Origin of the sequence: Bombilactobacillus mellifer (assembly GCF_000970795.1) — a bacterium.
Classification (GTDB): domain Bacteria; phylum Bacillota; class Bacilli; order Lactobacillales; family Lactobacillaceae; genus Bombilactobacillus; species Bombilactobacillus mellifer.
The window spans coordinates 991985-1015192 of the sequence record NZ_KQ034028.1; the positions used below are offsets into that span (position 1 = coordinate 991985).

Sequence of the window (23208 nt, forward strand, 5' to 3'; positions counted from 1 at the left end):
TTAATTTAACCCTCCATTAATAACATTTCTGGATCATGTAACAATTCATTTAATTTATTTAATGCGCGTTGTGCCAAGGCACCGTCAATCAAACGATGATCATAACTCATAGATAATTTCAACATGTTGCCGACTTTAATGGATCCATCTTCAGCTACATAAGGCTCTTTAGCAATTTTACCCATACCTAAAATGGCAACTTCTGGTTGATTGATGACTGGTGTGAACCAACCGCCGCCAATAGAACCAACATTACTAATTGTTATTGATCCACCACGCATGGATTGTGCGCTCAGTTTATTATCGTAAGCAGCTTGCGTATTTTCCGTAATTTCTTTGGCAATTTCAAACATGCCTTTAGAATCGGCATTCTTAATATTAGGCACATATAATCCATGATCTGTGTTCGTAGCAATACCGATATTGTAGTAATGTTTGTAAATAATTTCGTCGGTACTACTGTCAATGGATGCATTAAATTCCGGAAATTCTTTTAAGACAGATACTAAAGCCTTTACTAAATATGGTAAAAAGGTAAGTTTAATTCCCTTTTCAGCAGCCACCGCTTTGTATTTCTTGCGGTTTGCCATTAATGCTGTAACTTCTACTTGATCAAAACTGGTTACATGTGGAGTTGTTTGCTTACTGTTCAGCATAGCTTTCGCAATGGCTTTGCGAGTCATGCTCATTTTTTCGCGTGTTTCTTTCTCTGGTTCTTCAGCTTGATAAGCTGGAACCGCCGCTGGTTTACTTGGTGTGGCATCCGCCGCTTTTGGTGCATTCGTTGTTCCTTGGAAATGTTCAACATCGGCTTTGGTAATTTGTCCATGTTTACCTGTTGGCGTTACCTGACTCAAATCAACTTTTTGATCACGGGCATATTGCCGTACCGAAGGCATTGCAAGATAATCTTGATTTGCACTTCCAGTTGGAGCAGCGGTTGTAGGGGCAGCAGTTGTAGTGGTAGGTGCCGCAGATTCTTGAGCAGCAGTTGGGGTGGTAGAAGGCTCATCTGCCGTATCCGGTGAGCCATCATCAATTTCGACTAAAACATCGCCGATTTCTACTGTATCTCCTTCTTGAGCTACAATTTTTTTAATAGTTCCGGATACAGGGGAAGGCAATTCAGAAACTGACTTATCATTTTGGATTTCAACTAAGGAATCATCTTCCTTAATTTGATCTCCTTCTTTTACCAGCCAGCTTGCTACTTCACCTTCTGCCATACCTTCACCTAATTCTGGCAGTTTAAATTTGAATGCCATGCTTTTTCTTCCCTTCAGTTATTTAGTAATTAATAATTTCTTTTACTTTGTCAATAATTGCTTGTTTACGTGGAATCCATACTTCTTCAGCTAAAGCAAATGGATAGATTGTATTAGGGGCGGCTACCCGACCAATAGGTGCATCTAAAGACATAATCGCTTTTTCGCCAATTTCAGAAGCTACTTGAGCTCCGACGCCAGCCATTTTTTGTGCTTCTTGTACAATAACAACTTTATGTGTCTTGGCAATGGATTGAAAAATAGTGGCTGTATCAATCGGAGAAACTGTACAAAGATCAATTACTTCACAGGAAATATTCTCTTTACTCAGATCTTCTGCAGCGTGTTGCGCCTCTTGAACCTGAGCTCCATAAGCTACAATCGTGATATCATTCCCTGCTTGTACTACTTTGGCTTGATCCAACGGCACTGTATATTTTTCATCGGGGATATCGGCCTTCATTGACCGATAGAGTTTGAGATTTTCTAAAAAGAGCACCGGATCATTATTTTCAATTGATGAAATTAATAAACCTTTAGCATCGTAAGGATTGCTAGGCATAACAACCCGTAAACCAGGTACACCTGTAAAGAAGTTTTCCAAATTGTCGGAGTGCATTTCGGCGGTATGAGTGCCACCACCATAAGGGCTGCGAATAGTAATCGGACTGTGTTTTTTATTATTAAATCTAAACCGCATGCGGGCCATTTGACCAGCAATTGAATCCACGGCTTCAAAAGTAAAACCACTAAATTGAATTTCAGGAATCGGACGCCAGTCAGTTAAACCTAGTCCAATAGCCAAGCCCATAATACCTGATTCTGCTAAGGGAGTATCAAAAACGCGATCCTCACCGTATTTTTCTTGTAACCCTTGTGTGGTCCGAAAGACGCCTCCATTTTTTCCGACATCTTCGCCAAATATTAAAGTTTTAGGATCTTCTTTTAACATGATGTCTAAAGCATCAGTAATTGCTTGAATATAAGATTTTTTAGTCATGTTATTTCGACTCCTTTTCTTCAAATTTAGCAATTTCATCTTGCAATTCTGGGGTTGGCACTTCAAAGGTGCGCTTCAACATGTCGGAAACTTTTTCTGGTTCAGTTTGATCGGCTTCTTTTATAGCTTCTTTGCAAGCATCTTTGGTTTCCTTGACCAAAGCCTCTTCTTGTTCGTCCGACCATAATTTTTTATTGGTTAAAATTTGACGCAACCGAATTAACGGATCACGATCCAGCCACGGTTGTTGTTCTTCTTTAGTCCGATAACGACTAGGATCATCACCCGCTGAAGAATGAGCACCATAACGATCGGTCAAAGTTTCAATCATTACAGGACCATTGCCAGCAATAATATAATCACGCGCAGCCTTAGCCACACTATAGCAAGCTACAATGTCCATTCCATCGACTTGGACACTAGGGATGCCACAAGCTACGGCCTTTTGTGCTAGAGAAGGCGCTGCCGTTTGTTTCGAACGAGGGGTCGAAATGGCATAATTATTATCTTGAACAATAAAAAGGGCCGGCACTTGGTAAGCTCCTGCAAAATTCATTCCTTCATAGGAATCACCTTGTGAAGTACCGCCGTCACCCGTATAACTAAAAGCAATTGCATTTTCACCGTTTTTCTTTAATCCTAAAGCTACACCGGCAGTTTCCACGTAAGCGGCACCGATAATAATTTGAGGCATCAAAGAACGACCAGCGAATTCATTCCCCTTGACATGACCACGGGACCACAGGTATGCTTGAGTAATTGTTGCTCCATGTTGAATCAACTGTGGAATATCACGGTAGGCCGGCAATAAATAATCTTGCTTTTCCATTGCCAATACCGTTCCCATTTCAGAAGCTTCTTCACCTGCTGTAGGAGCATAAAAACCCATCCGACCTTGTCGGGAAAAGTTCATTGTTTGCTCATGTAATGCTCGTTCCCAAACCATTTTTTTCATGAATTCAAGCAATTGTTCATCACTAAAGGTGTCAAAAATGTCTTGATTGACAATTTCGGCATGTTCGTTAATTACTTGAATTGGTTTTGGGATATCCGACAGATTTTTCTTGATTTTTGAAAAATCAACAATCGATTTCTTAGCCATTTCTATCATTCCTTTCACAAAGATCCCCTCGTTCTTGCAAGGGTTTCCAATTCATAGTCTAGCATGTTTTCAAATTAATACAAGCGATAAATCGAAGAGATATTGTGAATATATTTGCAATCTTTTATGATTAATTTCCACTTATAGATTGACACGCTTATGTTTCTTTGATTACGATAATTGCAGAAGTTTTAATTTTAGATATTAAGAAGGATTTTATAACATGTATTTGATGAAAGATATTACCCGTGATGGTAATCCTGTTTTAAGAAAAACCGCCCAAGATGTTACTTTTCCTCTAAGCACGGCTGATCGCCAGCTGGCTCATGATATGATGGAGTATCTTATAAATAGCCAAAATCCAGATTTTGCCCAAAAACACCAATTGCGTGCCGGTGTGGGTTTGGCTGCTCCTCAGGTAGGTATTAGTAAACAAATGGCGGCAGTTTTAGTGCCGGGCCCGGAAGATGACCCCAAAAATTATGAACTACAAATTATTTTGATTAATCCCGTCATTATCTCCAACTCCATTCAACAAGCCCAATTAGCTGAGGGTGAAGGTTGTTTATCTGTAGATAAAGATGTCCCCGGCTATGTACCCCGCAGTGCCCGCATTACTATCCGGTATCAAGATATGGAGGGACAAACCCAGCGGCTACGGGTTAAAAATTATCCTGCTATCGTGTGTCAACACGAAATTGATCATTTGCATGGACATTTATTTTATGATCATATCAATTTAAAAGATCCCTTTGCGATGGATCCAAACACTATCATTATTTCCTAAAATTAAAACCTAACTGTGTTCGTACTTTCAAACTTTTATGTAATCTAACTCATATAGAATGGGATATTTTCCCGTTCTTTTTTGTTTCTATACTTTAAAAGCTGAATGTGATACCATCTATTTAACTGTTGATTTACGTCAACCTACTCACTTACAAAATAAAAAAGAAATTAATTTATTAATTCAATAAAGGAGAAGATTATTTTGATTTATAAAGTTTTATATCAACCGACTAGTATACAAAATCCCCGCCGTGAAACCACCGAAACTTTGTATACTCAAGCTGATTCCGCTATCGAAGTGCGAGCTGCTTTAGAAAACCAAACCGATTATAACGTGGAATCTGTGGAAGAATTAACCGGTAACTATTTAGAATATGAGCGTAAAAGTCCTAATTTTAAAATTACGGACTTAACGGAGTTATAAAAGCGATGACTTTAAATATTAAAGATGAAGAAGTCGCAGTTTTTGCGATTGGTGGTTTAGGCGAAATCGGCAAAAACATGTATGTGATACAATATCAAGATGAATTAGTAATTGTCGATGCAGGAATTAAATTTCCGGAAGACGATCTCTTAGGTATTGATTATGTTATTTCTGATTATCAATATTTGATTGATAATCAGGAGAAAATTAAAGGTCTATTTATCACGCATGGACACGAGGATCATATTGGCGGTATTCCCTATCTTTTACAAAAATTACCGCAAATTCCTATCTATGCTGGTCCTTTGGCTACAGCGTTAATAAAGGGTAAACTAGAAGAACATGGTTTATTAAACACCACTAAACTTCATGTCTTACATGAAGAAGACTTCGTAAAGTTTAAAAATTTGAGTGTAGAATTTTTCCGGACTACGCATTCTATTCCTGATACTTTAGGGATTGCCGTGCATACGCCACAAGGTACAATTATCCAAACGGGCGATTATAAGTTCGACTTAACTCCAGTCGGTAATCAGCCGGCTCCTAATTTACAAAAAATGGCTAAATTAGGATCTGAAGGTGTTTTGTTATTATTATCCGATAGTACCAATGCGGAAATACCAACATTTTCCAAATCGGAACGTTTTGTAGGTAATACCATTCATCATATTGTGGAACGAATTGAAGGACGAATTATCTTTGCCACTTTTGCCTCTAATCTTTATCGTGTCTCCCAAGCGGTGGACGCAGCTATGCAAAATGGTCGCAAAGTTGCAGTTTTTGGACGCAGCATGGAACAGGCCATTGTTAATGGTCGTGAGTTAGGTTATTTAGACATTCCTGATAGTGAAATGCTGGATGCTTCTGAAATTAATAAGTTACCTGCCAATAAGGTATTGTTGTTGTGTACGGGATCTCAGGGTGAACCGATGGCTGCTTTAAGTCGTATTGCTAATGGTACTCATCGTCAGATTGCTATTCAGCCGGGCGATACTGTTATTTTTTCTTCTAATCCCATCCCCGGCAATACCACGAGTGTGAATCATTTGATCAATGAACTCGAAGAAGCCGGAGCCAACGTGATTCACGGTAAAATTAATAATATTCATGCTTCCGGTCATGGTGGTCAAGAAGAACAAAAATTAATGTTGCGTTTGATCCAACCTAAATTCTTTATGCCGATTCATGGTGAATATCGCATGTTGAAAATTCACACCGAATTAGCACAATTATGTGGCATTCCCAAAGAAAATACATTCATTTTTGATAATGGCGATGTTTTGGCCTTAACTAAAGATACAGCTCGGTTTGCAGGGCATGTGAATGCCAGTGACGTCTATGTTGATGGAAACGGAATTGGTGATATTGGTAATGTAGTCATCCATGATCGGCAAATGTTATCGGAAGAAGGATTAGTCGTTGTCGTCGCTACTGTAGACTATCAGAAAAAATTAGTTTTATCAGGACCGGACATCTTGTCACGAGGATTTGTTTATATGCGTGAATCTGGAACTTTAATTAATCAAGCTCAAAAAAAGGTCTTTCATACATTGAAAACTAACCTCGAAAATGAGAATAAATATACAGAAGCACAATTAAAACGTAATATTATCGATACTTTACAAGATTTTCTTTATCACAAAACGGAACGTCATCCCATGATCTTGCCAATGCTTATTTCTACACAAGTATAATTTTATTGAACTAAAAAGTGGTCATCCGCTTGCTTTTGGATAACCACTTTTATTTTTTGCTGGAGTTTTTTATGTTGAAATCGGCCCTACAAATTATTGCTAATCCTGCTGCGGCTAGTGGTCGCAGTCAAAAAACCATACGTCAAATTCAAAAATATTTGAAACAGCATCATTATGCGTATCACTTACATTTAACTTCACCCCAAGGCGCCCAAGCATTGACGCGAAAGATTATTAATGCAGGTACCAGTACCGACACATCATCCAAAATTATTATTGTAGGTGGTGATGGTACTCTTAATCAGGCGTTAAACGGCCTGCGGCAATCCCTGAATCCAAGCTTACCTTTAGGCTATCTGCCCGCCGGTTCAGGAAATGATTTTGCTAATGCCTTAGGATTAAAGCGTTACAAAATAACTCAATTGCTGGAAGAAATGATTCAAGTTTCCACACCTGTATGGTTAAATTTGGGCCATGTGACAGGACTGGCTCAATCCAAGTTTTTTATTAATAACTTCGGCATGGGATTAGACGCTCAGATCATCAAAGGAGTAACCCAGTCTTCTGTCAAAACCGTTTTCAATCATTTACATTTAAGTAAACTTATCTACTTATCTCAAGTCTATTTTGCTTTAAAACAACCGCGTTTTCGAGTAGAGCTAAGTTTTGCCGACCAACAAAAACATTTTGAAAACATTTTTTTGTGTATGGTTGCTAATCAACCTTACATTGGCGGTGGTGTGCGTCTAGTACCTCCTGAAAGCATTCAGGCACGCAGTTTACGAATTGTGATTGCAGACCAATTACCTTTTACGGAATTAATTAAAATTATTATCAAGATTTTTACCGATGGTTCCCATTTGGCTAGTCCATTTGTACATACTTATGAACTTCATGATTTCAGTGTCCATGCCGTTCCCGCACAAATTGCCCAAATGGATGGTGAACTAATAATCCCACCACAAGAAAAGTTGAACTTTACCAGTACCCCCCAAGCTTTTTGGCTCCCTAAGACTTATCTAAAAAGTCTGCCGGACTAATATTTTGCATTCCAATCAGCGGATCAATTTGATTGGCACGAATCAAATCTAAAGTTAAAAGATAAGAATTTGCAGACTCCTCCGAATTCTGTGACGAAGAGTATGCGCTTTGAGCGGTTGATAATGATGGTTGCTTATCAAACACTGTCTGCAAGCGCTGAGGTAATTGTGTTTGACGTTGGTCCGAGTCGTCCATTATGGCCCTTTCAAAAGCCTGACGATTGCCTACCATAACTAATTTAGATTTTGCGCGTGTGACAGCGGTATATAATAAATTGCGCCGTAGCATGGGGAAATTTTGATTGACTAACACTAAAATGACCAATTGAAACTCGCTTCCCTGCGCTTTATGAATTGAAGCGCAATAAGCCAGCGAAATGTTATTTAGTTCAGCTTTGGTATAGGTGACTTTTTGACCTTCAAAATCAATATGCAGTAAATCATGGGTAGCCGCTTGAGTTTTTTCGTGCTCGTTAGCTAGCGTAATTCCCTCTATGGTGCCAATTTCTCCGTTAAACACATTGGCTTCCACATTATTATTTAATTGAACAACTTTATCTCCAATTCGATATTCTAAATCACCATAAGTTATTTTTTTGGTACGTGCACCGGCCGGATTAACGGTCGCTTGCAGCACATGGTTTAAATTATTAATTCCTGCATCTCCCCGATACATTGGCGTCAAAACCTGGACCTGAGCTAAATCAAAACCTTTAGCCTGGCTTTTGGGCACTATTTGTTGTAAAACTACAGGAACTTGAGCAGCATTACACTCAATAAAACTACGATCCGCAAAATTTTGGAACATAGTTTCTTTAATTTGTCCCGAATTAATTTCATGAGCTAAATTAATAATGGTTGAATCTGCCGCTTGCCGATAGATTTTTTGCAATTTGACCGTTGGAAAAACTTGGCTGTCGATTAAATCGGCAAATACTTGCCCTGGACCCACCGATGGCAACTGATCACGGTCCCCCACCAAAACTATTTGCATTCCCAGCGGGATGGCTGTTACTAACAATTTAAATAAATAAGTATCCACCATTGACGTCTCATCCACAATTAACAATTTACCCTGTAAACTATTGACTTCGGTGTTAGACAAATCTTCTTGACCCGTTAGACCCAATAAGCGATGAATGGTACTAGCAGTTAAACCCGTGCTTTCTGCTAAATGTTTAGCTGCGCGCCCTGTGGGTGCGGCTAACACAATCGGAAAGGGTGTTTGCTCATAATCTAAGGGATCTAAAGAATAATGATGAAGCTGAGCATAAACTTGGACTAACCCATTAATTATAGTAGTTTTCCCCGTACCAGGACCACCAGTCAAAATAAACACTGAACTATTAATGCCTTGCAAAATAGCGGCCAATTGATTATCGTCGTAAGTCAAGGACTTGCCTGTTTGCTGCTTTTGTAGGATTTGAACTACTTGGTCACGGGAAAAATTAGGTTTGGAAAAATTTTTTATTAAAAGCGCTAGTTGTCGGGCAATCATCCATTCTGCATCAAAGAGATACTTAGGACAATAATGTTCTTGATCTTGAACAATCAACTCTTGATCAATTAATTCATTTAAATTTTGCTGCAACTGCTCTGTGGTTACTGTTTGTGAACGCGTTGTATTTAAAAGTTTTAAAGTTTGTTCAATTAAATCACCCTGTGGTACATAAGTATTGCCACTGCTGCCTATTATGCGATTAATAGTATGCCATAATCCCGCTTGAATCCGCTGGGGATAGTCATAAGGCAAGTCAAATTTCTTAGCTAAACTATCAGCTCGTTTAAAACCAATCCCGTTGATATCTTTCATTAATTGGTAAGGATTTTTTTGTAAAGTAGCTAATGTTTTTTCGCGATATAAATGATAAATTTTAAAGGCCAGCTTGTTGCCAAAGCCCAACGTATTTAACTGTAAAATTATTTCTTCAGATTCGTACGTCGCTTGAACTTGTTTTGTAATCAAAGCTTTTTTGGCAGCTGGGATTTTCAGAGTTTGTAAGGCCTGATCATCGTGTAAAATTTGCTGGATGGCATTGGTGCCTAATTTTTCGACTATTTTTGTAGCGGTTTTAGTTCCAATGCCTGGAAAATCTGTTCCTGAAAAATAATTAATTAAACTTTTCCGATCTGTCAGTTCTTTTTTTTGATATTGATTGCATTTAAATTGTTGCCCATATTTGGGATGTTGTACCACTTGCCCTTGAAATTTGTATAATTGCTCATGATCCAAATCCGCAAAATTGCCTGTGACTATAATTTCTGGGTCGTGCCATTCAAAGCTTGTTTCTTCTATCGCTACTAAAATAATTTTAAAAAAATCAGAAGGTTTTTCAAAAAAAACCGCTTGTACGCGGCCTAACAGATAGTCAACTGTCATTTTGTGAATCACCCTCCATCTGAGTTTGTAGATATCGTTCGATTTCGCCCACTTGTTGTTCGTGCTTTTGAAAATATTTGGGATCTAATTTTTGAGAGGTGGCAAAATCTTGTTGAAAACCAGCGGTTCCTTGAACCATTTTAGTTAAGGCCAATTTGAAATAACTAGCTGCTGTAGGCTGTAACTGAACGGCCTTTTGATAATAATTTTGGGCTTGCGCAAACTCATGCAATTGGACTAGTAAATCTCCCACTAACAGTTGATTATCTGCCAGATGAGGCTTTTGCTCTGCTGCAGTCAGCGCATAGGCCAAAGCCTGAGCCGGATGATTTTGCTTCTTTTGTGCTTGAGCCCTTAAATACAGAACATCAGCCTGTAAACGGGGATCGGTGATCTGATTTAAAAAAGTCTGGGCACGTTGTGTTTGCCCAGTTGTATCATAGATTACCGCTAAATTGTAAAGAATCGTTTGTTCCTGAGGAAAGAGCGTCCGCGCACGCAACAAAATCTCTTCTGCTTGATCCTCAGCTCCTCCGGCGGTTAAATAACTGGCTAACTGCAAAAACCAATCGGCATGTGTCATATCAGTTTGCAGTTTTTGAGCTAAAAGTTTAACAGCTGTTTGTTTATGTCCTGCTTGATATAATTTGGCTGACTCTGGTTCCATTACTTTCACCCACTTTAAACAGTATCACTTTTATTCAAATGGCGTTGTAAAAAACTGGTGTCATTCCATTGAATTAAGTGAAAAGTTTTTCCTTGATCATATGTATCTACGGTGGTCAAACTAGTATTGGAAAGTCCACCATCCTGACGTAATAAATGTAATGGAACTCCAATTAATGATTTAATCATCGCGGTTAAACAACCACCATGACTAACGATCAACAAAGTCAAGCGATTGTCCGCATCTTGACGAGCTAAATCCACTACAAACTTGGTGGTGCGTTGAATAACCTCCGCAAAACTTTCACCTTGGACTAACTGAGCTTGATACTGACTGGGATCGTGGCGAAAAGCCCAAATCAAGTGGGGATATTTTTGCTCTACTGTGACAAACTTTTCGCCTTCCAAGATACCTAAATCGAATTCTTTAAGGTCAGCTATTTTAGTTAAGGGAATCTTATTTCCTAATTCGTAATCTAAAGCTTGTGCGGTCAAAGCGGCCCGTGGCAAAGGACTGGTATAAATATGGTCAATGTTTATACCTTGCAAGCGCTGAGCTAATAATTTAATATCCTGAAAACTAGTCGCTAATAGTGGTGAATCACCATGGGCACCTTGATAGCGTCCCTCCAAATTCCATTGGGTCTTACCGTGACGCACAAAATAAAATCTCGTCATGTTATCCGCCTCATAATTGTAATATTAATATTATCGTTGATCTTGAACAAATATTCAAGCGTTGGCTAGCTGTGACCACAAATGAAGAAGACAAAAACCGCTTCCCTTGTACTACTAGAAGCGGTTGATGTTAAACATATTGTAAAACTTGACTGGCTTTAAAAGCCCGATTAATTGTAGCTCCTCCTAAACACTCTTGACCCTTGTAAAAAACAACTTCTTGGCCGGGAGTTATAGCCCGTACGGGCTCATCAAACTGAACTTGCAATTGATGATCAGCCAGCACAGAAACAGTTACTCCTACATCCGGTTGACGATATCTAAATTTGGCTGTGCAATGAAACTTCGTCCCGTATTCGGTTATCGGACGAATCCAAGCAGCATCACTAGCCTCTAAGCTATTAGCAAACAACAATGGATTATCAAAACCTTGATCTACATATAAGATATTATGCTGCATGTCTTTACCCACAACAAACCAAGGCTCATTAGAATGGGCATTGCCTCCCAAGCCTAAACCAGAGCGCTGACCTATTGTATAATACATGAGGCCGCCATGCTCACCTACAACTTCCTGTTGAGGTGTCATCATTTTGCCAGGCTGGGCCGGTAGAAATTCCTGCAAAAAATTTCGAAAGTTTCGCTCTCCAATAAAACAAACCCCCGTGGAATCTTTTTTATGAGCAGTAGCTAAACCGGCCTTTTCTGCAATTTGACGTACCTGAGCCTTTTGTAAATGTCCAATAGGAAAAAGTGCCCGCTGTAATTGCTCTTGACTGACAGTACTTAAAAAGTAAGTTTGATCTTTATTTGCATCTGCTCCACGCAACAAATGTAAAACACCCGCGTCATCGCGATGTAATTGTGCATAATGCCCCATGGCGATGTAATCAGCATCTAATTGTAAAGCATAATCCAGAAATGCTTGAAATTTAATTTCTTTATTGCACATTACATCGGGATTAGGTGTTCGACCTTGGCGATATTCTGCCAGAAAATACTCAAATACTCGATCCCAATACTCTTTTTCAAAATTCACAGCATAATAAGGGATGCCAATTTCTTGGGCCACTTTAGCCACATCAGCATAATCTTGTGTAGCTGTGCAAACACCGGCGTCATCGCTATCATCCCAATTTTTCATAAACAGACCGATGACATCATAACCTTGTTGCTTTAATAAAAGTGCAGAAACAGAAGAATCTACACCGCCGCTCATGCCAACAACTACCCGCTTTTTTTTCATAAAATCACCTTTTTATTTTTTTACTAATTCCAAAATTTCACGTTCTACTAAGTCTGCAATGGCAAAATTATACTGTTCAATGACCTGTTCCTTATCTTTTAACTTAAAGATATTAATAATTTGCAAGCCGTGTTCATCAGTTGTATCCATGCGCAAATTTTGTAGATCTTGTTGAATACGGATTTTGAGTTGATAACTAGCCGAGTAAGGCGAATTGCCGCTAATCGGTTGCTGCAAGAGAAAATTGCCCTTCGGCGAAGTTTGAAATCCCCGATCCATTAAAGAATAAACTTTAATTTTCGGATTTACACGATACCAATTGGAATCACCCAATACATGTGCGGTTTTGGCCATCTGAATCACCCCTTCTGTTGATTGACTGCAATTTCTTGAAGCGCTTGAGCAAATTGCTGCACCTCATCTTGCGTGGTATAAGTGTCAAAACTAATGCGGATAGATTCTTGGATCCGAGGATCAGAGGGTGAATAAAGAGCTTGCAAAACATGCGAGGGTTCCAAACTTCCAGCCGTGCAGGCCGAACCTCCAGAAACAATAAAGCCTGCTAAATCCAGTTTCATTTGTAATAAATCGGTAGCAACATTGGCAATTCTGATATTTAAAATATGCGGTGCCGCTTGTGATATATCTTGTGGGCCATTAATCTGAAATTGAACTCCCGCTTGTTTTAAAGTGCCCAGTAACAGAGATTTATATTGTTGCAGTCGTTGACGCGTTTGCAATTTCATGATCGGATCATGTAATTTCACTGCTTCGGCAAAACCGGCAATCGCCGGCACATTTTCCGTGCCTGCACGCCGTTTGTTTTCTTGATCACCACCATGAATAAAAGCCGGTAAATTGAGGCCTTGGCGTTCATACATAAAGCCCATCATTTTGGGACCATTTAATTTGTGAGCGGAAGTAGTTAACAAATCTACTTGTAATGCTTGCACATCAATATCGAGTAATCCATAGGCTTGCACCGCATCTGTATGAAAGACTACCGGATAATCTTTTAATAAGGCTCCAATTTGTGCAATCGGATTGATGGTCCCAATTTCATTATTCACCATCATAACAGAAACTAAAATAGTATCGGGGCGTAGCGCTGCTTTTAAATCCGCTATCTCGATTTGTCCTTGATCATTAACCGGTAAATAAGTGACTTCAAACCCAAGACTTTCTAAAAATTGCAGAGTCTTTAAAACCGCTTCGTGCTCAATAGTAGTGCTAATAATATGATGGCCGTATTTTTGGCGACTCAACGCCGTTGTAATTAAAGCCGTATTATCGCCCTCACTACCACCACTGGTAAAGATAATTTCTTCATCATGAGCATTAATACTTTGTGCAATAAGATGCCGGGACTGTTCCAACGTGGCTTTGGCTGCATGTCCGTAAAAATTAGGTGTTGAAGCATTGCCGAAAGTGTTCGTCATTGCTGTCTGCATGACATCGATCACCGCAGGCGCCATTCTGGTCGTTGCTGCATTATCTAAATAAATATGAGCCACGCTTACCCCACCTCTTATTCATTGTGATCCAAAAAATCAATTAAGGTTTGTACCGAACGTTCTCCGGCATCACGGACAAATTCTGCAAAGGAAGCTTCCGAATTTTCATCACCTACATCACTAATGGCCCGAATCACGACAAACGGAATTTTAAATTGGGTAGCTACTTGGCCCATAGCAGCTCCTTCCATATCGGAAGCCAAAGCTTGTGGGAATTGTTGTAAAATACGTGCTACTGCTTGACTACTATTTAAAAATTGATCGCCTGACACAATTAACCCCTGATGTGTAGTCTGTCCGACAATTTGGGCCGCAGCATCAATTTTTTTCACTAATTCTCCATCAGCTTCAAAAAAACGCGGCTGCTGTGGTAATTGCCCATATTCATACCCTGAGGAAGTGACATCGACATCATGATAAGCCACAGCTGTTGAAATCACGACATCGCCAATTTGTAAATCAGCCCCGATGCCACCGGCAGATCCGGTATTGACAATTACTTCCGGGAAATAATTGTTACATAAGATTGTTGCTACCATTCCGGCTTGTACTTTACCAATACCACTTTGAGCCACAAATAATTGATGGGCTTGATAACGACCAGTATAAATTTGTATCCCGGCCACTGTATCAACACGCACACAATCTATTGACTTTTTTAATAATCCAATTTCTTCATCCATAGCCACAATTACGGCAATTCTCATGTGTTTTTACTCCCTCAAACTAAAAATAAAATTAAATAAGTAACTACAATTAAAGCTAACACGATTCCAATCGCTTTGTCCAATCGCTTCTTAAGCGCCGCTGATTTTTCTGTCCGTTCTATCTGCCGATTCAGTGCTTGGCGTTCAGGATCCGAACGGCGATAAACAGGGGATTGCGCTGAAGATTCCGACGATGTTTTAGTCATGAGCGGCTCCCTTGCAGTAAATGATTTTGCCAAATTTGCACAGCTAGTAAGGTCTTGGCATCACAAATAGTTCCTGCTTTAATTTGTTGCTGTACTTGCTCCCAAGTCAAATATTTAATATTCAAAAATTCATCCTCATCCAAAGGGCGTTTTTGAGAAACTGCCTGGACTTGTGGTGCGTAAAACAACGTCAGGTATTCATCACTAAATCCCGGCGTCGAAAAAAAACCGCCCCATTTAATCAATTTATCAGCTTGTAAACCGGTTTCTTCATTTAATTCGCGGATCGCCACCGCGTGCGGATCTGTTTCGCCGGGATCAATTTTTCCCGCCGGAATTTCTAAAGTTCGTTGGCGGAGAGGTTCTCGCCATTGTTCCACTAATAATAACCGTTGTTGCACGATGGCCAAAATACCAACAGCTCCATGGTGATGTACTACTTCGCGATGTGCCACTCGCTGATTAGGCAATTGCACTTGTTCTACATCTAAATTAATAATTTTACCGGAATAGATGCGTTTCTTATTGAGAAACTTTTCTTTAATTTCCATTGTTGCACCCCATCTCTCAAAGCCTCATTTACGGTTATTTGCAACGATGATGCTATACTGAACTTGATGTAATTAACCAAAGGAGGTAAGTTTGTGACAAATTTTTATACGTATCAATATTTAACGCGTCAGCCGAATAAAGTCAATACTGTGATTTGGATTACGAGCATTGTGCTGGTCGTCGGCGCTTTATTCTTTGCCTTTTTGTTTTTAAAACATCGAGATGACGGCAAATATCGGGAACTAACTATTATTATGATCTTGGGCTTGTTATTAACGATTACTATTCAGTATAGCCAATGGTCCAAGCGCCAAACCTCGCAAACTCACAATGGTGAAGTGGTTGCCTTGATCAAACAAGTAGCTCAACAAGAGCATATCAAAACGGATCAAATTTGTTCGAATTCCACCGACTTACATGATGGAATGCTACTCCGTTTAAAAAATGGTCAAATTTATAAAGTCGGATTAAATTCGGACAATTCCAGTTTCACACTGCAAACCGCCCATCTAACTAATCCGAAAATTAAGTTACTTAGATAGGAGTTTACGCAATGGATTTTTATTGGCAAACATTTTTAAAATTATTAATGGGCTTCATCGCAATGGTGATCCAGATTAACTTATTAGGCAAATCCAATTTAGCACCCAGTACCGTGATTGATCAGATGCAAAACTTTGTTTTAGGTGGCATTATCGGAGGCGTTATTTATAACCAAGACATCACACTCATGCAATTTTTTATTGTGCTGATTATCTGGACTTTAGTGGTCTTTACTACTAAATTTCTAACCAATCATAATAGCTGGATTAAAAGTTTAATTGACGGCAAGCCTTCGATTATTATTACTAATGGTAAAATATTAACGCAAAAGACTTCTCAAAGTGGTTTATCTGCCCATGATTTAGCATTTAAACTACGTCAAGCAGGTATTAATGATATTAATACGATTGATAAGGCTGTACGCGAACAAAACGGGGAAATAACTTTTTCAGCTAAAAAAGATTTAAAAACGCAATTTCCAGTCATCATGGATGGGGAAATTGACGCCTTGGCTCTGGAATATAATTATCAAGATCAAGACTGGGTAGTCCAAGAAGTGAAAAAGCAAGGATATCAAGTGAGTGATATTTATTTAGCTTTTATTGATAATGAACATCTCAAAATCTTTCCTTACGGGATTAAAAATTAGCCTTTAAATTATAACATACTAAAACTTCCAATCGCAGATTGATTGGAAGTTTTTTGATAACTCAGCTTTTGATAATAATTTATAAAATCAAACTATACGGATCCTCAAGGTATTGCACAATTTTTTGTAAAAATTCGGCAGCCGGATAACCATCAATAACCTGATGATCGAACGTCAAACTTAAAGGCAAGCACGAAATCTTTTGGACTTGCTGTTCTTCAGTCAAGGTTAATTCTGTCTGTATGGATCCTACACCCAAGATTCCTACTTCCGGCGAATTAATAATCGGTGTAAAGTAATCTACCCCTACTTTGCCTAAATTTGTAATCGTAAAAGTAGATCCTGAATAATGACGACTGGCTAGAGTCCCATTTTGTGCTTGTTCAATACGTTCATTAATCATTGTGCCTAATTCCGTCAAAGTCATATTCTGAACGGATTCCACTACAGGTACCACTAAGCCCTCCGGCAGATTTACCGCAATTCCTAAATTAATTTGCGACTGTGGCCAAACTTTTTGATCTTGGTACCAGGAATTCATAGTTGGGGTATCTTTTAAAGCTAAAATAACTGCTCGAGCCAAAAGGGTCATTAACTTAGTAGGGGCCGCGGTCAATGTTCGTTTTGTCTTTTGAGTTAATTCTTTCTTAAAGGTTAACAAAGCTGTTAAATTAGCTTTTTGATGCAACGTAACCTGAGCCGTAGTACTCAAACTGGTGCGCATATGTTGCGCAATTGCTGGCCGCATACCAGTTAAAGGCTGTCCGTTAGCCGATTGTGTTGCTGGCGCCGGAGTTTGTGGTGAAAGCGTCGGACGGTAGCGTTCCACATCGCGCCGTGTAATCCGGCCATTACCCCCAGTTCCGGGAATTAACTGTAAATCGTAGTGGTATTTTTGGGCTAATTTTTTAGCTAATGGAGTTGCAAACAGACGATGCGGTGCACTGGTTGGTTCTGGAGCAATTTCAGGTGGCTCCTGGAAGTCATTTTGTGGTTGAGCAGGCGCCGGCTGCTCTTCAACAGCAGATTGGTTGTCTTCTATTTTTTCACCTTTTTGACCCACATAGGCAATGGGTTGTTGACATTCCACAGTAGTCCCTACTGGAGCAACAATTTTCACAAGCGTTCCAGCTGCAGGAGCGGTCACTTCATGAGTTAATTTTTCGGAACTAATAATACAAACTGCTTCATCTTTGGCAATTGTATCTCCTTCAGCTTTGAACCATTCATCAACTGTTCCTTCAGTCATTGTCATACCCAATTTTGGCATTGTAATTGCAGTAGCCATTGTTACACCTCCCCCCTACTTTTTTAAATCCGTAATCAATTCAGCGGCGGTATCTAAAACTTTTTGTGCACTAGGAATATACAGCGACTCTAAATGATGATTAAACGGTACCGGAGTATTCGGGGCACAAACACATTTAATCGGTCCATCTAAGTAATCAAACGCTTTATTAGCTACTACACTGGCAATATCCGTAGCGACGTTGTTGTGCGGGTTAGCCTCATCAATCACAATCAAGCGACCCGTTTTTTTGACGGATTTTAAAACTGTCTCTTGATCCCACGGCGCTACGGTCCGTAAATCAATTACTTCTGTAGAAATTTGTTTGTCAGCTAGTTTTTGAGCCACTTCCAATCCGACTTGCGCCATTTTACCAATTGTAACAATCGTCAAGTCTTCGCCATCCCGCAAGATATTAGCTTTACCGATGTCAATCGTATAGTATTCCTCAGGAACTTCACCTTTAACACTATATAATTTTTTATCTTCAAAGAAGATGACAATATTATTATCTTCAATCGCACTGAGTAATAACCCTTTAGCATCGTAAGGTGTACTTGGAACTACCACTTTAATTCCCGGCAGTGCTCCGAGCATGCCGTAATAAGAACCTGAGTGTTGTTCGGCCGCACTCGCACCAGCCCCATGACAAGTTCTGACTGTTAAGGGAATTTGGGCTTTGCCGCCAAACATATAACGCATTTTGGAACCTTGATTCAACAAAGTATCTAAGCAAAATCCTAAAAAATCGTTAAACATTAATTCTGGTACTGGTCGTAAACCAGTCGCTGCGGCACCGACTGCTGCGCCCATATAGCCCATTTCAGAAATAGGGGTGTCGATAACCCGTCGCCGACCATATTTAGGCATTAATCCTTTAGTTACACCGAAAACACCACCCCAAGCCTCTTCATTTTTTTCTGCTAAATGTTTTACCTCAGCACCTCCGGCAATATCTTCTCCTAAAAGAACGACACGATCATCTTTTGCCATGGCTTGATCTAAGGCTTCATTAATAGCATTCATAAAAGTAATTGTGCGAGTCATAATTAACCTCCTTTTTAGTTAGCAAATACGTCTTCATACAGTAATTCATCTTCTGGTTCCGGACTATCTTGAGCAAATTTCACAGCAGCAGCAACATCTTTGACGGATTGCTGTTGAATAGTGTCAACTTGTTGCTTAGTTAATAATTTCTTGGCGCTGGCTTTTTCAATAAATTCTTTTATGCAATCCCGATCAGCCAATTTCTTTTCATCACCGGTTTTGGCTTTATATTTTTGTTCATCGCCTTCAAAATGACCATAATTACGATAAGTTAAACATTCGATTAAAGTTGGACCTTCATTAGCCCGTGCCCGGTCAATCGCTGCACCTGCGGTGTCATAAACTTGGAAAATGTCATCGCCATCTACTTGATAACCTGGGATATTATAAGCTGCGGCACGTTCAGCAATAGTTTTCGATCCGGAAGAATACCATTGTGGTGTGGCTTCACCAAATAAATTATTTTCATTTACAAACACCACCGGTAATTTCCAAATGGAAGCCATATTAATTGCTTCATGGAAAGTCCCTTCATTTGCGGCACCGTCGCCAAAGAAGCACACTGCTACGTCTTTAGTTTTTAAATATTGGTTACGTAAACCGGCACCAACTGCTAAGGAAAAGCCACCACCGACGATCCCATTGGCACCCAGCATCCCGCGATCAATATCCGCAATATGCATTGAGCCGCCCTTGCCATGACATAAACCAGTTTTTTTACCAAAAATTTCGGCCATCATCTTATTCATATCACAACCCTTAGCAATACAATGTCCATGACCGCGATGAGTACTGGTAATATAGTCACTATCGGTCAAATGTGCGCAAACACCGGTGGCGATAGCTTCTTCACCAGCATATAAATGGGCAAAACCCGGAATTTGACCTGTTAAAAAGATTTCATCAACTTTATTTTCAAAATTACGAATGTTTTCCATAGTTTTTAAAATCCATTGTGCTGTTTCTGGAGTGATTGTTTTCATAATGCGATCCTTTCTTTCATGGAATAAGTAATTGCTCTGTTACATCACCAATTGCTTCAGACAAAGTTGGGTGTGCAAATACTGTGGCTGCTAACTCATCCAACGTGCCTTCGGCATTTTTCACTGCTAAAATAGTTTGAATTAACTCGGTTGCGTGTTCACCCACAATTACCGCGCCCAATATTTGATGATCTTCTTTTTCACTAATTAATTTGATAAAGCCTTGGGGAGCATCAGCAGCGAGTGCCTTAGCATTATTAGCAAAGGGTACCTTTTGAACAATGACGTTGGCATACTGATGTTGTGCTTGCGCAACACTTAAACCAAAACTAGCTACTTCCGGAAAAGAATAGACACCGCGAGGCACCAAATTTTTATCCAATGGTGCTTGCGGTCGAGCAAACATATTAGCTACTGCCAGTAAGCCTTCCCGACTGGCTACATGTGCTAATTGATAGCCGCCAATCAAATCCCCAATCGCATAGACGTCTTCAACACTAGTACGATATTGAGAGTCTACCGCCACAAATTTTTGCTTTGCATCTTTCTTTAATTGCAACTGATCAGGCAAACGAAAATCTGTTTTACGTCCAGTCGCCACTAATAAACAATCATAAGGAATTGTTTGTCCATTAACGATCACACGCTGGGATTCCACCTGTTGAATCTTAGCTGCCGTGATAATCTTCATACCTAAGTGCTGCATTTGTTGCTTAATTAATTTGCGCGCATCCGCATCTTCTGTTAAAAGAATATCAGGTGCGACTTCAATCACTGAAACCTCGACTCCTAACGGCCGCATAGCAAAAGCTAGTTCCACAGCGATGACGCCGCCGCCAATAATAACTAATTGTTGCGGCAATTCTTGCAGATTAAAGAAAGTATCAGTTGTTTCATAATCCACCTCTTGCAGTCCCGCAATTGGAGGTACAAATGGCAAACTACCTGTGGCTAATAAGATTTTTTGCGTATTTAACTTTTGATCATCCACTTGGACAATATGGTTAGAAATTAATTTTGCTGTTCCGTTATAATATGTTACTTTATTCGTTCGAAACAGACTGGAAACCCCATTTTGCAATGTCTGCACAACCTGGTTTTTGCGATCCCAGAGTTTGGCAAAATCCGGTTTTTGGACATCAATTTGAAAACCATAGTTGATAGATTTCTTCTGAGTTAATGCCCATTGTGCATGCTGTAAATAAACTTTAGAAGGAATGCACCCCATATTTAAACAGGTGCCCCCCAACTGATTTTTTTCGACCACTGCCACTTTTTTCCCTAATTGTGCTGCCCGTACAGCTGCCACATAGCCTCCCGGACCAGCTCCAATGACAGTTAGGTCATAGCTAATCATCGGCAAAACCCCCTTCTAAGAAATTTTTTTGATTACACTTTTATATAAGCAAAAACCGTGCCCAAAAAAGCCACTGAAAACCTGCTATTAAAAGTTGATGACACAGTATTGTTCGATGAATAACAAACTTGATGAACAAACTGTTGTGTTTCAGTTGTTACAAAATAAAACGATTTGTTTCACCATGACCATAAAAAAATCCGTTTCACAACGGATTAAAAATGATTAAATTTTTTATATTTTGCTTAGGCGTCCAAACCCCATTTTTTCAGCTTACGATATAAGGTAGTTCGTGAAATTTGTAATTCTTCTGCCACTTGAGTTTTATTAAAATTATTTTTTTGCAAAGCCGCCTGCAATTGTTGAGCCTCAGAGGCCGGTTTCTTTGTTTTGGGGGATGCAATTATCGGCGATGTAGCCAAAGGATCAGTTTTTGAATTAAGTGCGCCTACCTCAATCAAATCTTTAATCACTGCAGGTGAAGGTTCCTGATGCGAATAATATACCCACAATCGCTGTAAAAAATTATTAAACTCACGAATATTCCCCGGCCAGGAATACTTCTGAGCAATGGGAATAATCTTTTTTTGCCAGGTTAACTGCCAGGATCGTTGCTCACAAAAATTTTCTATCAAAAGTGGCAAATCCTCAAAGCGTTCTCGTAACGGTGGTAAGTGAAAAGGTAAAAGATAAATACGATAAAACAAATCTGCACGAAACTGCTTTTGTTGAACCAGTTGTTTCAAATCTTGATTGCTGGCCGTAATTAAACGAAAATGAGTTTTTTGCGGCTGACCACCCAGCGGAGTTACCCAATGATCTTCTAAGACACGTAATAAAGATCTTTGCATGGATAAAGACATACTTTCGACTTCATCTAAAAATAAAGTTCCACCGTCAGCTTGTTTCAGTTTGCCTACATAACCTTTGGCACTGGCACCAGTAAAAGCTCCCGGAGCATAGCCAAACAACTCACTAATCAATAAATCATTACTCAAAGCACCACAATTTAAAACTATCAATGGCTGCCGTTGTAAATGACTAGTCCGATAAATCAATTGAGCAATTATTTCCTTGCCGCTGCCTGACTCTCCAAAAATATGAATAGGTAAATCACTGTGTGCTGCCTGTTGCACTTGCGCAATTAAAGCACGATAAGCCGAATTATAACTGACTGTCATGGCCACTTGATGATTGGCGGACTTCACTAACTTGAGATTTGTCGGCCAAGAATATTGATAACCAATCAGCCTTTTATGGCAAAAGATTTTTTGGGGATTGGTAAAGATTTGCTTTTGAAGTAAAGGCTGTAAATTAGCACCTTGGGTCAACTGCCAAGGATTAGGCGTATCAATTTTGACAACTTGATAACGACAATCACAAATAACCGTGTCCGAAGGCTTTTGGACAGCATATTCCAGTAAATCGGTATAATCACGTAAAAGTTGTTCATTAATCTTTGTAGCTAAAGTTAGCAAATACCACTGTAAATCTTGAATATGAGCGCAATGATAAGCCGATAAGTCAATAATTGCTAATAAACGTTGTTGCGAATCAAAAATTGGGGCTGCGACACAACTCCACTGTTTGGACCCTGCGGCAAAATGTTGCTCTAAAATTACAGAGGTTAACTGTTTCGAAGTTAAAGCTAAACCAATGGCATTAGTTCCGACCGCTAATTCCGACCAATTATTACCTTCTTGAAAATTAATTTGATCAGCTAAAGTTTGCGCTGCCTGTGGTCCTCGTCGATCAATAATATTCCCTTGTGAATCAGTCACTACAAATAAAATATCCTCTATCTTACTTTCTAGAACCAATTGGTTTCGAAAACTGTGAATTAACTGTAACAATGGTTGATAGTCTTGGCGTTTTTGCGCCAATTGCGTGGGCGACAATTTTTGGGAAGGTTTGATCAATAGTGGATTAACTTGATGTCGGTCACAAAATTGCCATGAGGCAGAAATTTGCGCCGGCAGTTGCCGGTAGGCAGTTGTCGCATTATTTTTTTTAGTTACCTCAAATAGCATACTTTTCACCCCTTTCGATCTTATTTTAACTGACTTTGTGAAAAATAG

The 23208-nt window shown here is 39.5% G+C and carries 23 protein-coding genes; 6 read left to right on the forward strand and 17 right to left on the reverse strand.

The features are described 5' to 3' along the window. Positions 1–5: 5 nt before the first annotated feature. Genes JG30_RS04790 through JG30_RS04800 form a run of 3 tightly spaced genes read right to left on the reverse strand, consistent with a single transcriptional unit; the run spans position 6 to position 3367 of the window. Entirely contained in the window at positions 6–1265 is a 1260-nt protein-coding gene (locus JG30_RS04790) for a 2-oxo acid dehydrogenase subunit E2 (protein ID WP_046316605.1), read from the reverse strand. Positions 1266–1287: 22 nt separating this feature from the next. Next, entirely contained in the window at positions 1288–2265 is a 978-nt protein-coding gene (locus tag JG30_RS04795) for an alpha-ketoacid dehydrogenase subunit beta (RefSeq protein WP_046316606.1), read from the reverse strand. 1 nt (position 2266) lies between these two features. After that, on the reverse strand, positions 2267–3367 hold the full coding sequence (locus JG30_RS04800; RefSeq protein WP_046316608.1) for a thiamine pyrophosphate-dependent dehydrogenase E1 component subunit alpha: 1101 nt from the start codon (positions 3365–3367) through the stop codon (positions 2267–2269). Positions 3368–3590: 223 nt separating this feature from the next. Between JG30_RS04800 and def the strand changes: the two genes are divergently transcribed. The 4 genes from def to JG30_RS04820 all read left to right on the forward strand — a co-directional run bounded on the left by def (position 3591) and on the right by JG30_RS04820 (position 7314). After that, positions 3591–4154, forward strand: a complete 564-nt coding sequence (gene def, locus JG30_RS04805) for a peptide deformylase (RefSeq protein ID WP_046316610.1) — start codon at positions 3591–3593, stop codon at positions 4152–4154. A gap of 204 nt (positions 4155–4358) precedes the next feature. Next, on the forward strand, positions 4359–4580 hold the full coding sequence (locus JG30_RS04810; protein WP_046316612.1) for a DNA-directed RNA polymerase subunit epsilon: 222 nt from the start codon (positions 4359–4361) through the stop codon (positions 4578–4580). 5 nt (positions 4581–4585) lie between these two features. Then, positions 4586–6274 carry a ribonuclease J1 gene (rnjA, locus tag JG30_RS04815; RefSeq protein ID WP_046316614.1) on the forward strand — a complete coding sequence of 563 codons (1689 nt, stop codon included), beginning with the start codon at positions 4586–4588 and terminating at the stop codon, positions 6272–6274. A gap of 71 nt (positions 6275–6345) precedes the next feature. Further along, positions 6346–7314 carry a diacylglycerol/lipid kinase family protein gene (locus JG30_RS04820; protein ID WP_046316616.1) on the forward strand — a complete coding sequence of 323 codons (969 nt, stop codon included), beginning with the start codon at positions 6346–6348 and terminating at the stop codon, positions 7312–7314. On the opposite strand, the gene recD2 is transcribed toward JG30_RS04820, so the two are convergent. The 9 genes from recD2 to JG30_RS04865 all read right to left on the reverse strand — a co-directional run bounded on the left by recD2 (position 7283) and on the right by JG30_RS04865 (position 15262). Then, positions 7283–9694: an SF1B family DNA helicase RecD2 gene (gene recD2 / locus JG30_RS04825; protein WP_046316617.1), complete on the reverse strand. Its 2412-nt coding sequence runs from the start codon at positions 9692–9694 to the stop codon at positions 7283–7285. The two genes, JG30_RS04820 and recD2, sit on opposite strands and share 32 nt — an antisense overlap. After that, positions 9684–10361 (reverse strand): tetratricopeptide repeat protein, encoded by a 678-nt coding sequence (locus tag JG30_RS08655; RefSeq protein ID WP_052725208.1) that lies wholly within the window; start codon positions 10359–10361, stop codon positions 9684–9686. The genes recD2 and JG30_RS08655 overlap by 11 nt, the downstream gene beginning before the upstream one ends. A 14-nt stretch (positions 10362–10375) precedes the next feature. Then, positions 10376–11038 carry a histidine phosphatase family protein gene (locus tag JG30_RS04835; protein WP_046316619.1) on the reverse strand — a complete coding sequence of 221 codons (663 nt, stop codon included), beginning with the start codon at positions 11036–11038 and terminating at the stop codon, positions 10376–10378. 130 nt (positions 11039–11168) lie between these two features. After that, on the reverse strand, positions 11169–12284 hold the full coding sequence (gene mnmA / locus JG30_RS04840; RefSeq protein ID WP_046316621.1) for a tRNA 2-thiouridine(34) synthase MnmA: 1116 nt from the start codon (positions 12282–12284) through the stop codon (positions 11169–11171). 12 nt (positions 12285–12296) lie between these two features. Beyond that, on the reverse strand, positions 12297–12638 hold the full coding sequence (locus tag JG30_RS04845; protein ID WP_046316623.1) for a hypothetical protein: 342 nt from the start codon (positions 12636–12638) through the stop codon (positions 12297–12299). 5 nt (positions 12639–12643) lie between these two features. Next, positions 12644–13798, reverse strand: coding sequence for a cysteine desulfurase family protein (locus tag JG30_RS04850; protein WP_046316625.1), 1155 nt, complete (start codon positions 13796–13798; stop codon positions 12644–12646). Positions 13799–13812: 14 nt separating this feature from the next. Continuing rightward, positions 13813–14505 carry a 5'-methylthioadenosine/adenosylhomocysteine nucleosidase gene (locus JG30_RS04855; protein WP_046316628.1) on the reverse strand — a complete coding sequence of 231 codons (693 nt, stop codon included), beginning with the start codon at positions 14503–14505 and terminating at the stop codon, positions 13813–13815. A 14-nt stretch (positions 14506–14519) separates the two neighbouring features. Beyond that, positions 14520–14711 carry a hypothetical protein gene (locus JG30_RS04860; protein ID WP_046316629.1) on the reverse strand — a complete coding sequence of 64 codons (192 nt, stop codon included), beginning with the start codon at positions 14709–14711 and terminating at the stop codon, positions 14520–14522. Then, the gene (locus tag JG30_RS04865) at positions 14708–15262 is read right to left on the reverse strand and encodes an NUDIX hydrolase (RefSeq protein ID WP_046316631.1); all 555 of its coding nucleotides are present in this window, start codon (positions 15260–15262) and stop codon (positions 14708–14710) included. Before JG30_RS04865 ends, JG30_RS04860 begins: the two co-directional genes overlap by 4 nt. Positions 15263–15355: 93 nt before the next feature. Here JG30_RS04865 and JG30_RS04870 point away from each other — a divergent pair, with 93 nt between their 5' ends. Beyond that, complete coding sequence (locus tag JG30_RS04870) at positions 15356–15805, forward strand: DUF3290 domain-containing protein (protein WP_046316633.1); 450 nt, start codon at positions 15356–15358, stop codon at positions 15803–15805. A gap of 11 nt (positions 15806–15816) precedes the next feature. Next, positions 15817–16455, forward strand: a complete 639-nt coding sequence (locus JG30_RS04875) for a DUF421 domain-containing protein (RefSeq protein WP_046316635.1) — start codon at positions 15817–15819, stop codon at positions 16453–16455. Between the two features lie 79 nt (positions 16456–16534). Here JG30_RS04875 and JG30_RS04880 read toward each other — a convergent pair whose 3' ends face one another. The 5 genes from JG30_RS04880 to JG30_RS04900 all read right to left on the reverse strand — a co-directional run bounded on the left by JG30_RS04880 (position 16535) and on the right by JG30_RS04900 (position 23160). Then, positions 16535–17743 (reverse strand): dihydrolipoamide acetyltransferase family protein, encoded by a 1209-nt coding sequence (locus tag JG30_RS04880; protein WP_046316636.1) that lies wholly within the window; start codon positions 17741–17743, stop codon positions 16535–16537. A 15-nt stretch (positions 17744–17758) separates the two neighbouring features. After that, the gene (locus JG30_RS04885; protein ID WP_046316637.1) at positions 17759–18790 is read right to left on the reverse strand and encodes an alpha-ketoacid dehydrogenase subunit beta; all 1032 of its coding nucleotides are present in this window, start codon (positions 18788–18790) and stop codon (positions 17759–17761) included. Between the two features lie 14 nt (positions 18791–18804). After that, on the reverse strand, positions 18805–19773 hold the full coding sequence (locus JG30_RS04890; protein WP_046316639.1) for a thiamine pyrophosphate-dependent dehydrogenase E1 component subunit alpha: 969 nt from the start codon (positions 19771–19773) through the stop codon (positions 18805–18807). Positions 19774–19789: 16 nt separating this feature from the next. Continuing rightward, positions 19790–21130, reverse strand: a complete 1341-nt coding sequence (lpdA, locus tag JG30_RS04895; RefSeq protein WP_046316641.1) for a dihydrolipoyl dehydrogenase — start codon at positions 21128–21130, stop codon at positions 19790–19792. 245 nt (positions 21131–21375) lie between these two features. Next, positions 21376–23160, reverse strand: a complete 1785-nt coding sequence (locus tag JG30_RS04900; protein ID WP_046316643.1) for a sigma-54-dependent Fis family transcriptional regulator — start codon at positions 23158–23160, stop codon at positions 21376–21378. Between the last annotated feature and the right edge of the window lie 48 nt (positions 23161–23208).

What these genes read in the sequence shown, in the direction of transcription:
- JG30_RS04855 (WP_046316628.1), bottom strand. Translation starts at nt 14,505, where the DNA reads ATGAGAATTGCCGTAATTGTGGCTATGGATGAAGAAATTGGATTATTA.
- JG30_RS04795 (WP_046316606.1), bottom strand. Translation starts at nt 2,265, where the DNA reads ATGACTAAAAAATCTTATATTCAAGCAATTACTGATGCTTTAGACATC.
- lpdA (WP_046316641.1), bottom strand. Translation starts at nt 21,130, where the DNA reads ATGATTAGCTATGACCTAACTGTCATTGGAGCTGGTCCGGGAGGCTAT.
- recD2 (WP_046316617.1), bottom strand. Translation starts at nt 9,694, where the DNA reads ATGACAGTTGACTATCTGTTAGGCCGCGTACAAGCGGTTTTTTTTGAA.
- rnjA (WP_046316614.1), top strand. Translation starts at nt 4,586, where the DNA reads ATGACTTTAAATATTAAAGATGAAGAAGTCGCAGTTTTTGCGATTGGT.
- mnmA (WP_046316621.1), bottom strand. Translation starts at nt 12,284, where the DNA reads ATGAAAAAAAAGCGGGTAGTTGTTGGCATGAGCGGCGGTGTAGATTCT.
- JG30_RS04860 (WP_046316629.1), bottom strand. Translation starts at nt 14,711, where the DNA reads ATGACTAAAACATCGTCGGAATCTTCAGCGCAATCCCCTGTTTATCGC.
- JG30_RS04880 (WP_046316636.1), bottom strand. Translation starts at nt 17,743, where the DNA reads ATGGCTACTGCAATTACAATGCCAAAATTGGGTATGACAATGACTGAA.
- JG30_RS04900 (WP_046316643.1), bottom strand. Translation starts at nt 23,160, where the DNA reads ATGCTATTTGAGGTAACTAAAAAAAATAATGCGACAACTGCCTACCGG.
- def (WP_046316610.1), top strand. Translation starts at nt 3,591, where the DNA reads ATGTATTTGATGAAAGATATTACCCGTGATGGTAATCCTGTTTTAAGA.
- JG30_RS08655 (WP_052725208.1), bottom strand. Translation starts at nt 10,361, where the DNA reads ATGGAACCAGAGTCAGCCAAATTATATCAAGCAGGACATAAACAAACA.
- JG30_RS04820 (WP_046316616.1), top strand. Translation starts at nt 6,346, where the DNA reads ATGTTGAAATCGGCCCTACAAATTATTGCTAATCCTGCTGCGGCTAGT.
- JG30_RS04835 (WP_046316619.1), bottom strand. Translation starts at nt 11,038, where the DNA reads ATGACGAGATTTTATTTTGTGCGTCACGGTAAGACCCAATGGAATTTG.
- JG30_RS04875 (WP_046316635.1), top strand. Translation starts at nt 15,817, where the DNA reads ATGGATTTTTATTGGCAAACATTTTTAAAATTATTAATGGGCTTCATC.
- JG30_RS04800 (WP_046316608.1), bottom strand. Translation starts at nt 3,367, where the DNA reads ATGGCTAAGAAATCGATTGTTGATTTTTCAAAAATCAAGAAAAATCTG.
- JG30_RS04865 (WP_046316631.1), bottom strand. Translation starts at nt 15,262, where the DNA reads ATGGAAATTAAAGAAAAGTTTCTCAATAAGAAACGCATCTATTCCGGT.
- JG30_RS04845 (WP_046316623.1), bottom strand. Translation starts at nt 12,638, where the DNA reads ATGGCCAAAACCGCACATGTATTGGGTGATTCCAATTGGTATCGTGTA.
- JG30_RS04790 (WP_046316605.1), bottom strand. Translation starts at nt 1,265, where the DNA reads ATGGCATTCAAATTTAAACTGCCAGAATTAGGTGAAGGTATGGCAGAA.
- JG30_RS04890 (WP_046316639.1), bottom strand. Translation starts at nt 19,773, where the DNA reads ATGAAAACAATCACTCCAGAAACAGCACAATGGATTTTAAAAACTATG.
- JG30_RS04885 (WP_046316637.1), bottom strand. Translation starts at nt 18,790, where the DNA reads ATGACTCGCACAATTACTTTTATGAATGCTATTAATGAAGCCTTAGAT.